This window comes from Fulvivirga lutea (genome assembly GCF_017068455.1).
GTDB lineage: Bacteria > Bacteroidota > Bacteroidia > Cytophagales > Cyclobacteriaceae > Fulvivirga > Fulvivirga lutea.
In genome coordinates this window covers 2,525,214-2,538,096 of the sequence record NZ_CP070608.1, presented here as the reverse complement: position 1 = coordinate 2,538,096, position 12,883 = coordinate 2,525,214, and the positions used below count along the sequence as shown (strand labels likewise).

Below are 12,883 nucleotides of genomic sequence, written 5' to 3'. Positions count from 1 at the left end.
CTGATGAGTAAAGACGATCAAATTTTAGAGGAATTTACCTCCAAAGAGTACGAACACGGTTGGAGTATTGATATTGAATCTGATCAGGCCCCAAAAGGTTTGACAGAAGATACTATACGTTTTATATCAGCCAAAAAAGAAGAGCCCGAGTGGCTACTTGAATGGCGACTAAATGCCTTTAGCAAATGGCAAAAAATGAAAGAGCCGAAATGGCCTAACGTAACCTACCCTGCTGTAGATTATCAGGATATCATTTACTATTCGGCTCCTAAAAAGAAAAAGCAATTAAATAGCCTTGATGAAGTTGATCCTGAATTGAGAGAAACTTTCAAGAAATTGGGGATTTCTTTAGAGGAACAAAAAAGATTAACAGGTGTAGCTGTGGATGCTGTTATTGATAGCGTTTCTGTGGCAACTACCTTTAAAGATAAGCTTGCCGAATTGGGAGTTATTTTCTGTTCATTTAGTGAAGCTGTAAAAGAGCATCCTGAATTAGTAAGAAAGTATTTAGGATCTGTAGTGCCTGCGGGAGATAATTTCTTTGCAGCACTGAATTCCGCTGTATTTTCTGATGGATCATTTTGCTATATACCAAAAGGAGTAAGATGCCCAATGGAGTTATCAACGTACTTTAGAATTAATGCGGCAAATACTGGTCAGTTTGAAAGAACGCTCATTATCGCAGAAGATTCTTCTTACGTATCATATTTAGAAGGTTGTACTGCTCCACAAAGAGATGAAAATCAGTTACATGCAGCTGTTGTAGAAATATATGCTGCTAAAGATGCTGAAGTAAAATATTCTACCGTTCAAAACTGGTTCCCAGGTGATAAGAATGGTAAAGGTGGTATTTACAACTTCGTTACAAAAAGAGGTTTGTGCGCTGGCGATAATTCAAAAATCTCCTGGACACAAGTTGAAACTGGTTCTGCCGTAACCTGGAAATATCCTTCTTGTATACTAAAAGGTGATAATTCTCAAGGTGAATTTTATTCAGTAGCAGTAACTAACAATTACCAACAAGCAGATACTGGCACTAAAATGATTCACATTGGTAAAAATACCAAGTCAAGAATTGTTTCTAAAGGTGTATCTGCAGGGCATTCACAAAACAGTTACAGAGGTCAGGTGCATGTAATGAAACGTGCTGAAGGTGCTCGAAACTTCTCACAATGCGATTCCTTGCTTATGGGTAACCAGTGCGGTGCACATACATTCCCATACATAGATATTGAGAATAGCACTGCTCAGGTAGAGCACGAGGCTACAACCTCAAAAATTGGTGAAGACCAGATATTCTATTGTACACAAAGAGGTATCGATGAAGAAAGTGCCGTAGCACTCATTGTTAATGGATATTGTAAGGAGGTTCTTAATCAATTACCAATGGAGTTTGCCGTTGAAGCTCAAAAGCTGTTGGCTCTTACTCTTGAGGGTTCTGTTGGTTAATCAAACTCAAATTCAGACATATTTTAATTATCAAATACTAACTACTAATTACTAGTATGCTTAAAATAAAAAACTTACACGCCTCAATTGAGGGTAAAGAAATTTTAAAAGGAATTAATCTGGAAGTAAAAGCAGGTGAAGTACACGCCATCATGGGACCTAATGGTTCGGGTAAAAGTACTTTAGCTTCAGTACTTGCAGGAAGGGAAGATTATGAAGTAGATAAAGGTGAAATTGATTTCGATGGCAAAGATCTTTTGGATTTAGCTGCAGAAGAAAGAGCCAGAGAAGGCGTATTTCTTGCATTTCAATACCCAATAGAAATTCCAGGTGTAAGCACAACCAACTTCATGAAAACAGCGCTCAATCAAGTGAGAGAGTATAGAGGTCTGGAGCCTTTAGATGCTGTTTCCTTCCTTAAAATAATGAAGGAGAAAATGCAATTAGTTGAGATTGATCAGTCACTTCTTAGCAGATCATTGAATGAAGGTTTCTCCGGTGGTGAGAAGAAAAGAAATGAAATCTTCCAAATGGCGATGTTAGAGCCAAAATTATCAATACTTGATGAAACTGATTCAGGTCTTGATATTGACGCCTTGAAAATAGTTGCCAATGGTGTTAATAAATTAAAGTCAAAAGATAACGCTACAATAGTGGTAACTCACTATCAAAGATTATTGGATTACATCGTTCCTGATTTTGTACATGTATTGTACAATGGCAGAATCGTTAAATCAGGCAACAAAGATTTAGCACTTGAATTAGAAGAGAAAGGTTACGATTGGATAAAGGAAGAAGCTAACGCAACAGCTTAATCTATTTATGGCAGAATTAGCAGAAAAAAGCAAAGTAATGGAAGGTATAGTAAATCGTTTTAATTCATTAAACACTTCTTCTGATTTTCATAAGAACAGAAAAGAGGCGATGGATTTGCTGAATACTATTGGTTTACCATCCCCAAAAAATGAGGAATACAAATTCACCAACATTACAAAAATACTGGAAAAGGAGTTTAACTCAATTCCACATCAGTTCAATTCAAAAATTCAGAAAGAAGCAATTCAGAAACTGGATATTGAGGGGTTAGATGTTCACAAATTGGTATTTATTAATGGTGTTTATTCATCGGAATTATCTGATAAAATAGATATTAAAGGTGTTACGGTAAAGAATATTCAACAGGCCATTGAAGAGAACGATGAATCATTGAACAAGTACTTTGGTAAAGCAGCTAAAAGTAACAGAGATGCATTTTTGGCTCTCAATACTGCCCTTACCGAAGATGGTGCTTTAATTCACGTTTCTGATAACATAGTTGTTGAAAAGCCAATAGCATTATATTTTATTAATGATTCTTCTGAGTCTACAGTATATTCTAACTCCAGAAATCTTGTGATAGCCGGAAAAAGTTCACAAGCTAATTTTCTTGAGTTTTTTCTAACTGAAGGTAATGAATCTAGTTTTTCTAATATCGCTTCTGAAGTTGTGATAGATGAAAACGCTCATATTGGCTATTATAGAGTACAAAATAATAAAGAAACTGCTTATCAGGTAGGCACTACGCAGGTGCATCAATCTCGTTCAAGCGTATTTTCAGCCTATACATTTACGCTGAATGGGGCTATCATAAGAAATAATCTGAATGTAACTGTTGATGGCGAAGGCTGCGAAACAAATATGTATGGGCTTTATCTTATTAACGGTAAAACACATGTAGATAATCATACAGCAGTTGATCACGTTCAGCCGCATTGTGAGAGTAATGAGCTGTATAAAGGCATTTTAGAAGATACTGCTAAGGGAGTATTTAATGGAAAAGTGTTTGTGCGTAAGGAAGCACAGAAAACCAATGCTTTTCAATCTAATAAAAATATATTGTTATCTGATACTGCTGTGGTGAACACAAAGCCTCAGCTGGAAATTTGGGCAGACGATGTTAAATGTTCGCATGGCTGTACAACAGGCCAGCTTGACGAAGATGCACTATTTTATTTGCGCTCACGTGGATTAAGTAAAGATAGCTCACGGGCTCTACTACTTTATGCATTTGCTATTGAGGTATTAGAAACAGTAAAGCTTGATCCGCTTAAAAATTTCCTTGAAAATCTGATTTCAGAAAGATTACATAAAGACTTTTAATATGCCTTCAACAAGCAGCATAAAGACCTTAGATATCAGTAAAATAAGAGAGGAATTTCCGGTGCTTCATCAGGAAGTGAATGGTAAACCTTTGATTTACTTTGATAATGCTGCAACTAATCAGAAACCTAAAGTGGTAATTAATGCTTTGGCTGATTATTACAAAGGATATAATGCCAATATACATAGAGGCATTCATACTTTGGCCGAAAAGGCAACTAAGGCATTTGAGGAAACACGACACTATCTAAAAGGCTTTTTGAATGCCAAAGAAGTTGAAGAAATAATCTTTACGAAAGGAACATCTGAAGGAATCAATCTGGTTGCTTCTTCTTTTGGTAGAAAGTTTCTGAACGAGGGTGATGAAATTGTGATCAGTGGGTTAGAACATCATTCCAACATTGTGCCGTGGCAGCTGATTGCTGAAGAAAGAGGTGCTATAATTAAAGCTATCAACGTTTTAGATAATGGCACGCTGGATATGGACCATTACAAATCGCTCCTATCTAACAAGACTAAGATTGTTGCGGTAAATCATGCGTCTAATAGCTTGGGAACAATCAACCCAGTTAAGGAGATTATACAAGAGGCTCATAATGTTGGAGCAAAAGTATTAATTGATGGCGCTCAGGCAACTGCTCATCTAAACATTGATGTTCAGGATTTGGATTGTGACTTTTATGCTATTTCAGCACACAAATGTTATGGACCAACCGGCACGGGAGCTCTTTATGGCAAAAGAGAACTTTTAGAGGCAATGCCTCCTTACCAGGGCGGTGGAGAAATGATAAAAGAAGTATCTTTTGAGAAGACAACTTACAATGATGTCCCGTACAAATTTGAAGCTGGTACGCCTAATATTGCTGATGTTATAGCCTTCAAAAAAGCGCTTGAATTCATAGATGAAACAGGCAAAGAGAGTATTGCAGTTCATGAAGAAGAGTTATTGCAATATGCCAGACAAAAATTTTTAACAATCCCCGGGCTTCGTATCGTTGGTGATTCAGATCACAAAGTAAGTGTTCTTTCTTTCCTGATAGAAGGAATACACCCATTCGATATTGGCCAAATGCTGGATGCGGGCGGAATTGCAGTTAGAACAGGCCATCATTGTACTCAGCCTTTAATGGATCACTTTGGAATTGAAGGAACTGTGAGGGCTTCCTTCTCCGTTTATAATACGAAAGAAGAAATAGATCGAATGACAGAAGCTCTTCAAAGAGTCGTTAAATTTTTAAAGCCATGAGTCAATCGATTAAAGAGATACAGGAAGAAATAATAGACGAATTCGCCATTCTGGATGGAGACATGGAAATGACTAATTTCTATGTGATGGAATTAGGCCAAAAGTTACCTGAATTTAACGATACTGATAGAACTGAAGATAATATTGTAAAAGGCTGTCAATCCAAAGTATGGCTAACTGCTGAGTTAGATGGTGATAAAGTAATTTTTAAAGCCGACAGTAACACGGCCATTACAAAAGGGCTTGTTAGCTTGTTGGTGAGAATACTTTCAGGGCAAAAAGCTTCTGAAATTGTGGATGCAGAAATCTTCTTCCCACAACGAATTGGTATGGAACGCTTTATTGGCACGCAACGTTCTAATGGCTTTGGTGCCATGATCAAACAAATGAAATTATACGCATTGGCTTTCAAAAGCAAAATAGAGGCATGAGCGAAGTACAACAATCAGAAACAACATTGAGAGACAAGGTTTTAGAGGCCATAAAGAATGTTTATGACCCGGAAATACCTGTAGACATCTATGAATTAGGCTTGATATATGAAATCAATATTCACCCTGTAAATAGTGTTTATATTTTAATGACGCTTACCTCTCCAAACTGTCCGGCAGCAGAAACAATACCTGCTGAAGTAGAGGAAAATATTAAAAAAATTGAGGGAGTAAATGATGTGAATGTGGAGATTACATTTGATCCACCCTACTCTCAAGATATGATGAGTGAAGCAGCCAAGCTAGAGCTCGGATTTTTGTAAGAACTTAACTAATTACTAACTACTTAATACTAACTACTAAATAAATATGTATCCAGAAGAACTAGTAGCACCCATGAGAACAGATTTGACATCTGTAGGGTTTAAAGAATTAAAAACAGCACAAGATGTAGATAATCATCTAACTGATCATAAAGGAACTACACTAATGGTTATCAACTCAGTGTGTGGCTGTGCAGCCGGTGCAGCAAGACCTGGTGTAAAATGGGCTGTTGAGATGACGAACAAAAAGCCTGATCATTTAACTACAGTATTTGCTGGTGTAGATCAGGATGCGGTAGCCAAAGCAAGAGAGTATACACTACCTTACCCTCCTTCTTCACCGTCCATCGCTTTGTTTAAAGATGGCGAATTGGTACACTTTGTAGAAAGACACCACATTGAAGGAAGAAACGCTGAAATGATCGGTAATCACTTATTAGAAGTATTCAACGAGTACTGCTAACAAGAATTTGAGTTAAAACTATGAGCCTCTTAGAATCTAAGAGGCTTTTTTATTGGTATGCTTTAAACTCCCCTCTCGGGAGGGGTTGGGGGTGGGCTTATTTTTACAAGGATGGATCTATCTTTCCAAACACATTTTACCCTCCCCTTGCCCCTCTAAGGAGGGGAATAACTTCCTTTATAATAACACCAGAGTCACCATTATTTTACCACCTTTTATTAGCTTTATAAAATGGCCAAACGGAAAAATACACAAGATCCGGGAACGGGAACTGATTACAAACAATATTCCAAGCGAGTAATCAATAAAGATGGCTCATTTAATGTATTAAAAAGTGGACTAAAACCCAGTTATCGAAATACCTATCAGGAACTAATAAAGATGAGTTGGCCGCAATTTTTTGTGGTAATATTTGCCTTCTTAATTGCTGTAAATGCACTATTTGCTCTTCTCTATGTAATTACTGGCGTTGATGGTATTAGCAGTATTGTTCCCGGTTCTTTTGGTTCCGATTTCCTAAACGCCTTCTTCTTTAGCTTCCAAAGTTTTACCACGGTTGGTTATGGCGCCATGGCTCCAATCAGCACCGATACCCATATTATTGTTCTTCTCGAAACGGTGTCTGGCTGGCTTTGCTTCGCTTTAGTAACGGGTATCCTATATGGTCGGTTCTCAAAGCCTTCTGCCCGATTAAAATACAGTAAGAATATTCTTATCGCACCGTACAAAGACAACATCAATTGCTTGCAATTCAGGATTGCCAACATGCGCAAAAGTATGTTGATTAATATGGAAGCAACCGTAATGATTGTCTTGGTTGATAAAAAGAAAGGCCAAACTACCAGACAATTCTTACCTCTGGAATTGGAACGAGACAAAATACTATTCTTCCCTCTCAACTGGACTATCGTGCATCCAATTGATGAAAAAAGTCCGCTCTATAATAAATCAATAGAAGATTTAAGGAAGTTAGATATGGAAGTACTCACACTAATTAAAGGCTTTGATGATACCTTTAGTCAAACCGTTCACTCTCGTTATTCATACAAATGTGATGAGCTTATAATGGGTGCTAAGTTTGTTCCTGCTTACGATACCATAGAAAGTGGTGATTTCATGCTCGATTTCGATAAAATGGATGAGTATGATAAACTAGAACTTAATTAATGAATAGCAACTTGCTAAACCTTTAGCAACTTATTAAGCTCAGTAACTGCTTCGGGCGTACCTACAATATAAACAATGTCATTCTGATTAATCACTGTATCGCCATCGAGTTCAGCAATAAAACTGCCATTGCGCTGGATGGCAACGATGTTAACCCCCCAATTTTGTCTGATAGCCGATTCCTTTAATGATTTCCCTACAATGCTGTTATCATCTTTAGAAACTGTTGCACTTGTAATTCTTAAGTTAGGAATATTCAATCTGCCTGCTTCCATTTCAACTTCAGGACGAATCATTTTGTAATTATCCCCCCTAACAAGGTGAACAAGATTGGTAATTTGATCATCAGGAATAAGATATTTATATAAGACTCGTGTAAAAATCTCTATACTCGTTTCAAATTCCTCTGAAATCACTTCATCGGCACCTAAGTTCAGATTACTGGATATCTCGTTAATATACCTGGTTCTAACAATGATAAATACAGTACGACAGATATCTCTGATTGAGCTCACCACCTTCTTTGTGATAGGTCCATCAGATATAGCCACAACAGCAACCCTGGCACTCCAAACTTTAACTTGCTCCAAAATAAAAGGGTTCGAGGCATCACCAAATAATATAGGCTCGCCATTGGCCTTTTCTTTGTGCACAGTTTCGGCATTCATTTCAATGATAACGTAAGGTATACCTGTTGCCTTAGCTGCTTTGGCTACATTTTTACCATTAACACCAAACCCAATAATTATCAGGTGATCTTTTAATGATTTAATATTCTCCTGATCATCTACCTTTTCATTCCAGTAGTTGAATTTTGCCAGACCTTTTGAAAGTTGTGTATTGCTAAAAGATTTCACAATTCTATCAGAAAACATGAATGCAAAAGGTGTTAATGCCATGGAAAGCACTGAAATACTAAGAAAATACTGATTAGTTACAGCATCAATCAGTCCATTTTCAATGCCTACTTTTGATAAGATAAAGGCAAACTCCCCTACCTGAAAAAGTGCTAGCCCTACCAGAATAGTTACCCTTGGTGGATACTTTAATATAGATGCGGCCATTGTACCAATTGTACCTTTAATAAAGAATACTGCTACTGTAAAGCCAATAATTACCCCGGCATTCTGCAAGAAAAATGAAATATCCAATAGCATTCCTATGGATACAAAAAAGAAGCTGGTAAATATCTCTCTAAAAGGCATTATCTGACTCGTTGCCTGATGGCTATAATCTGATTCGGAAATAATGAGGCCTGCGATAAAAGCACCTAAAGGCAGAGAGAGCCCAATGCTCGATGTAAGCCAGGCCACGGCAAAACAGGACACTACTATTGTGAGAATAAACAATTCTCTACTTCTTGTTTTGGCAACTTCAAAAAGTAAACGTGGAAAGATGTATCTGGCGGCTAAAATCACCAACCCTACAACAAGTAGTGTTTTAAGAACAAGTGTCAAAAGCGTTAACCAAACATCATCTGATTTACCTGCCATTATAGGGGCAAGCAACATCATTGGCACTACGATAATATCCTGAAAAATAAGTATGGCCAGCGTTATTTTACCATTCGGACTGTTGATCACACCCCTGCTCTGTAAAATATTTAAAACAATGGCTGTGCTACTTAATGAAAATAGAAAGCCTATAAATACCGCCTGACTAATTCCATAGCCAAAATAAGTGGCAATCAGACCAGCAACAACAATAGTAAGCAATACCTGAAACGCACCTCCAAGAAAAACAGCTTTCTTAATGGCCGCTAAACTCTTCAATGAAAATTCTAATCCGATAATAAATAGCAGAAGGATAATGCCTATTTCAGATAATACCTCCACTTCGTGAGAAGCCTTCACCAAGCTTAAACCATGTGGTCCAGCCATGATACCTGTAATTAGGAACCCTAAAATGGTGGGCAGCTTAAACTTTTGAAAGATTAATATAACAATAACCGACAACCCAAGTATAATTACAATATCAGGCAGAAGAGGAATACTCATGAGTCAGCTAAGTTTAGTTAGAATCGTACAGTGTAAATTTAAGGTATTAAAAACTAAAATGATTTCTGAATTCTACCAGCTCCTGAGCGAATGATTTGTCCGTTGTTATTCCCAATTTATCATTAAACTCATTATTCACCTTCACCTTCAATTCACGCAATTTAAGGTGTTGATTAACAAAAATGAACTCAAGTTCAGGTATTTGTTGCTTCAATTCATCTACAATATCTAATACCAACAAATCTCGAGTTACAAGGTTATAGACACCCGTATTTACCTCCGTAGTTACAAGTCTTGAAAGTGCAGCTTTTATTTGATCAATATGTACGAATGAACGGTATTGCCTACCATCGCCATGTATCGTAATCTTTTTATTGAAGTTGGCCTCAAAAGCGAATTTATTAATTACCGCATCGAAGCGCATACTTTTACTGTAGCCATACACATTCCCACATCGTAGGATAATGGTATTCATTTTATCGCCCAACCTGCTTACATGCTCCTCACCTCTCATCTTAGAAATGCCGTAGAATGTTTTTGGGTTCGGTGAAACTGATTCATCCACAGCCTTTTTAGATGAACCATATACGCTTGTACTACTTGTATAAATAAGTTTTTGAACGTCACTGGACTCTAAGGCATATACTAGCTCCGCAGTTCCCCAATGGTTCACCTGCTCATAAAAGTGAGGGTCGGTATTGGCAAATGGAGTAGTAACTTTTGCTGCTAAGTGATATACAATCTCCACACCTTCCAAAACCTTCTTCAATTGTCTGGAGTCTAGCAACTCACCTTTCACAAATTTTACCTTCTCATAATTAGGCATTTTGCCATTAATAAAAAGGTTGTGATTAGCTCTGCTTAAGTTATCGTATACAATGACTTCTTTTACTTCAGCATTCTGCGCCAGCGCATACACCAGCTCCGTTCCAATATATCCGGCTCCACCGGTAACTACTATTTTCATTTGCTAACTAAATCTGTGTGTAACCCACACTCTGTTTTATTCATACCATACCAGCGTGCTTCGCGCTCCATCATTTCAGGATCAACCTTTCGAGTACATGGTTCGCAACCAATACTTAAAAAGCCATTTGATTCTAACGGATGCTTAGGCAGATCGTATTCCTTCTGATATTGATAAATCATTTTGGCGTTCCAATCCAACATCGGATGAAAACGGATGGTATCATGTGGAGCTGGTTGCTCTACCTTCATAGCTTTTCTCACAGCACTTTGATCGCCCCTGACACCATTAATCCAAACATCATGTCTAAGAAGTAAAGCATCAACGGGTTGCGTTTTATTTAAGTAGCAGCAATGATCAGGATCCGAAGTAAACAACAGCCTACCTTCAGAGTCACGCTGCATAAATTTGGGAACGTCCGGCCTCAAATCTATCACATTGGTTAACCCGAAAGCGTCTTTCACCTGATCCCTAAACTCCACCGTTTCCGGGAAATGGTAGCCAGTGTTAATAAAAACAACGGGTATCGATTTATTGATTCTGCTTAAAATATGAAGCAATACTATACTGTGCGATTGGAATGAAGAAGTGGTAAACAACTTCTTGCCATCTGCTTGGTATTCGGTAATTTTTGATTTTATTTCTTCGAAAGTCATATCTTCGATTGAAGTTGCCAAAGATATCTAAACACTTCGGTGATGAAAATAATTTGGTTAATTACTGGATTGTAAAAATTAATTTACTCATTCATGACTTCTACTCCTTTAAAAGACTTTATCAAAGAAGTAATTGCAAATGAAACCGGCATCAAGAGTTCTGCGATTAAGGATACTCAATCATTTTTTGAACTCGGCATCGATTCAATTACAGCTGTCTATTTGCTGGAACTTGTTGAAAAGAAATATGAAATTGAACTTACTCCCCTCTACTTTTGGGATTACCCAACTATTGAAAAGTTTGCTGATAAAGTAGAACAAGAATTGAGAATAAAATGAACCTCTGGAGGCCGCTGGATACTGACAATATTAATAATCCATACCCAATGTATGAAGAGATCCGAAATGCAGGTGGAATCTACAAAGCGCAAACAGGAGAAATTATTGTAACAAATTACAAATCGGTAGAGGCCATATTAAAAGATAAAGAGAATTTCAAAGTTGGTAATGGTAAAGAGTGGATAGAACGTGGTGTTGAATATTTTAAAACCAAAGACACAGACCTAACTTCAATCACCGATGCCATCGATAAGTTTATTCTCTTAATAAACCCACCCGAACATCAGGAGATAAGGAAATTTATTTCTGAAGTATGGAATGAACGAGAGGTTGAAAATATCATTCTAGCTAATTGTAATGAGCTAATTGATAGTATAAAAGACAAAAGTGAGTTTGATTTAATTGAAGACTTTGCTTCTCACTTACCAGCCATGACGATTTCCAGAATAATGGGAATAGAAAGCGATAGCTACAAAGAGCTACAGGGTCATGGCGAAAAAATGATTAAGGCATTAGATTTCTACTTGAAATTTGAAGACCTCTTGAAAATAGAGGAATCTGCAAGAGCGTTTATTAATTACTTCAAGAAAGTAATTAATAAACCTCCTGCAAGCGGTCTTATTTCTAAGTTAACAAGTGCAAACTCAGCTAGAAACAAACCATTATCAGAAAAGCAGTTGATATCCATTTGCATTTTTCTATTTGTAGCTGGTGAAGAAACCACTGTAAGCTTTATCTCTACCTCAGTCTATAACCTTATTAGAACTAATCAATGGAAAACATTGAAAGGCGAAGATGTAGAAAATGTCATTGATGAACTTCTGAGATTTGATGGCCCTGTGCAGTTATTGGGTAGAATTGCCTCAAGTGATGTTGAGTTGAATGGAACAACAATTTCAAAGGGAAGTACAGTTACCTTATGCCTGGCGGCAGCAAATCGAGATCCTGATCAATTTAAGAATCCAACAGTTTTAGATCTTACCCGCAAACCTCGCCATCTGGCCTTTGGCACCGGTAATCACTTTTGTTTAGGAGATTGGCTCGCAAGAAAGCAAGCAGGTATTGCTCTATCTATGCTTATTAAGAATTTCCCAACACTGCATTTGAGCAACAACAAATTTACCTGGCGAAAACAATTAGCTATTCGAAGGTTAGAATTACTACCGGTACTTATTAAATAGTAGCTCCCTTGAAGTATTTTAATCTAATTTCAGCCTTATTTTTAGTATAGCCAACAAATGTTAACCCCGTAGCCGTGTATACCGCCTTTCTCTTAATTTTTTGAACCCTTTGATCTTCAATTAGTGTGATTACACCTACGCATTCAGATTTACCTTGTAAATAATCCTGTTCTAATAAATTTATAGTTTCAGAAGCAAGATAGTCTACAAGTCCAGGTATTCTAAACTCAGGATGCATCATTGTTCTGAAATTAAAAAACCATAATTGGTTTAAATGGGCAATTTGTTTTGGAACTGCAGTAGTCACTCCTATTACTTCACCATCGCTATTAGTGGCCACAAAAACAGTTTCTTCAACTCTGTGAAATGGATTCACACCATCTGGTAGCGCATTTAACCTTTGCCAAAAATCAATAATTTGTTCATTGTATTTGGTGGTTTTCCAATTGCAGTTAATAGTTATTTTATTAAAATCTTTCACTTATTGTAGCTGGTGAACATTCCTTAACATGCCTAAAATACATC

General features: G+C 37.1%; 14 protein-coding genes. 10 read left to right on the top strand and 4 right to left on the bottom strand.

The annotated features are described in order from the left end of the window. The first annotated feature begins 3 nt into the window (after positions 1-3). The 8 genes from sufB to JR347_RS11420 all read left to right on the top strand — a co-directional run bounded on the left by sufB (position 4) and on the right by JR347_RS11420 (position 7,218). Positions 4-1,449, top strand: a complete 1,446-nt coding sequence (sufB, locus tag JR347_RS11455; protein ID WP_205720744.1) for a Fe-S cluster assembly protein SufB — start codon at positions 4-6, stop codon at positions 1,447-1,449. Positions 1,450-1,505: 56 nt separating this feature from the next. Further along, positions 1,506-2,264: a Fe-S cluster assembly ATPase SufC gene (gene sufC / locus JR347_RS11450; protein WP_205720743.1), complete on the top strand. Its 759-nt coding sequence runs from the start codon at positions 1,506-1,508 to the stop codon at positions 2,262-2,264. A 7-nt stretch (positions 2,265-2,271) separates the two neighbouring features. Beyond that, positions 2,272-3,588: a Fe-S cluster assembly protein SufD gene (sufD, locus tag JR347_RS11445; protein WP_205720742.1), complete on the top strand. Its 1,317-nt coding sequence runs from the start codon at positions 2,272-2,274 to the stop codon at positions 3,586-3,588. Position 3,589: 1 nt separating this feature from the next. Continuing rightward, positions 3,590-4,834, top strand: coding sequence for an aminotransferase class V-fold PLP-dependent enzyme (locus JR347_RS11440; protein WP_205720741.1), 1,245 nt, complete (start codon positions 3,590-3,592; stop codon positions 4,832-4,834). Further along, positions 4,831-5,265 (top strand): SufE family protein, encoded by a 435-nt coding sequence (locus JR347_RS11435; protein ID WP_205720740.1) that lies wholly within the window; start codon positions 4,831-4,833, stop codon positions 5,263-5,265. The genes JR347_RS11440 and JR347_RS11435 overlap by 4 nt, the downstream gene beginning before the upstream one ends. After that, positions 5,262-5,588: an SUF system Fe-S cluster assembly protein gene (locus JR347_RS11430; protein WP_205720739.1), complete on the top strand. Its 327-nt coding sequence runs from the start codon at positions 5,262-5,264 to the stop codon at positions 5,586-5,588. Before JR347_RS11435 ends, JR347_RS11430 begins: the two co-directional genes overlap by 4 nt. Positions 5,589-5,634: 46 nt before the next feature. Next, complete coding sequence (locus JR347_RS11425; RefSeq protein ID WP_205720738.1) at positions 5,635-6,051, top strand: BrxA/BrxB family bacilliredoxin; 417 nt, start codon at positions 5,635-5,637, stop codon at positions 6,049-6,051. Between the two features lie 231 nt (positions 6,052-6,282). Continuing rightward, positions 6,283-7,218 (top strand): ion channel, encoded by a 936-nt coding sequence (locus JR347_RS11420; protein WP_205720737.1) that lies wholly within the window; start codon positions 6,283-6,285, stop codon positions 7,216-7,218. 14 nt (positions 7,219-7,232) lie between these two features. Here the strand turns inward: JR347_RS11420 and JR347_RS11415 are convergent, their stop codons facing one another. From JR347_RS11415 to JR347_RS11405, 3 genes are read right to left on the bottom strand one after another with little or no spacing between them, the layout of a single operon-like run. Then, the gene (locus JR347_RS11415; protein WP_205720736.1) at positions 7,233-9,215 is read right to left on the bottom strand and encodes a cation:proton antiporter domain-containing protein; all 1,983 of its coding nucleotides are present in this window, start codon (positions 9,213-9,215) and stop codon (positions 7,233-7,235) included. Positions 9,216-9,261: 46 nt separating this feature from the next. Then, the gene (locus JR347_RS11410; RefSeq protein ID WP_205720735.1) at positions 9,262-10,182 is read right to left on the bottom strand and encodes an NAD-dependent epimerase/dehydratase family protein; all 921 of its coding nucleotides are present in this window, start codon (positions 10,180-10,182) and stop codon (positions 9,262-9,264) included. Next, positions 10,179-10,859, bottom strand: coding sequence for a phosphoadenylyl-sulfate reductase (locus JR347_RS11405; protein ID WP_317192599.1), 681 nt, complete (start codon positions 10,857-10,859; stop codon positions 10,179-10,181). The genes JR347_RS11410 and JR347_RS11405 overlap by 4 nt, the downstream gene beginning before the upstream one ends. 72 nt (positions 10,860-10,931) lie before the next feature. Here JR347_RS11405 and JR347_RS11400 point away from each other — a divergent pair, with 72 nt between their 5' ends. Together JR347_RS11400 and JR347_RS11395 are read left to right on the top strand one after the other, a co-directional pair. Next, a complete protein-coding gene (locus JR347_RS11400) occupies positions 10,932-11,177 on the top strand; it encodes an acyl carrier protein (protein ID WP_205720734.1) in 246 nt (81 codons plus the stop codon). Then, the gene (locus JR347_RS11395) at positions 11,174-12,358 is read left to right on the top strand and encodes a cytochrome P450 (protein WP_205720733.1); all 1,185 of its coding nucleotides are present in this window, start codon (positions 11,174-11,176) and stop codon (positions 12,356-12,358) included. The genes JR347_RS11400 and JR347_RS11395 overlap by 4 nt, the downstream gene beginning before the upstream one ends. On the opposite strand, the gene JR347_RS11390 is transcribed toward JR347_RS11395, so the two are convergent. Next, the gene (locus JR347_RS11390) at positions 12,351-12,839 is read right to left on the bottom strand and encodes a hypothetical protein (protein ID WP_205720732.1); all 489 of its coding nucleotides are present in this window, start codon (positions 12,837-12,839) and stop codon (positions 12,351-12,353) included. The two genes, JR347_RS11395 and JR347_RS11390, sit on opposite strands and share 8 nt — an antisense overlap. Positions 12,840-12,883: the final 44 nt, after the last annotated feature.

What these genes read in the sequence shown, in the direction of transcription:
- JR347_RS11435 (WP_205720740.1), top strand. Translation starts at nt 4,831, where the DNA reads ATGAGTCAATCGATTAAAGAGATACAGGAAGAAATAATAGACGAATTC.
- sufB (WP_205720744.1), top strand. Translation starts at nt 4, where the DNA reads ATGAGTAAAGACGATCAAATTTTAGAGGAATTTACCTCCAAAGAGTAC.
- JR347_RS11430 (WP_205720739.1), top strand. Translation starts at nt 5,262, where the DNA reads ATGAGCGAAGTACAACAATCAGAAACAACATTGAGAGACAAGGTTTTA.
- sufD (WP_205720742.1), top strand. Translation starts at nt 2,272, where the DNA reads ATGGCAGAATTAGCAGAAAAAAGCAAAGTAATGGAAGGTATAGTAAAT.
- sufC (WP_205720743.1), top strand. Translation starts at nt 1,506, where the DNA reads ATGCTTAAAATAAAAAACTTACACGCCTCAATTGAGGGTAAAGAAATT.
- JR347_RS11410 (WP_205720735.1), bottom strand. Translation starts at nt 10,182, where the DNA reads ATGAAAATAGTAGTTACCGGTGGAGCCGGATATATTGGAACGGAGCTG.
- JR347_RS11400 (WP_205720734.1), top strand. Translation starts at nt 10,932, where the DNA reads ATGACTTCTACTCCTTTAAAAGACTTTATCAAAGAAGTAATTGCAAAT.
- JR347_RS11415 (WP_205720736.1), bottom strand. Translation starts at nt 9,215, where the DNA reads ATGAGTATTCCTCTTCTGCCTGATATTGTAATTATACTTGGGTTGTCG.
- JR347_RS11425 (WP_205720738.1), top strand. Translation starts at nt 5,635, where the DNA reads ATGTATCCAGAAGAACTAGTAGCACCCATGAGAACAGATTTGACATCT.
- JR347_RS11440 (WP_205720741.1), top strand. Translation starts at nt 3,590, where the DNA reads ATGCCTTCAACAAGCAGCATAAAGACCTTAGATATCAGTAAAATAAGA.
- JR347_RS11420 (WP_205720737.1), top strand. Translation starts at nt 6,283, where the DNA reads ATGGCCAAACGGAAAAATACACAAGATCCGGGAACGGGAACTGATTAC.
- JR347_RS11395 (WP_205720733.1), top strand. Translation starts at nt 11,174, where the DNA reads ATGAACCTCTGGAGGCCGCTGGATACTGACAATATTAATAATCCATAC.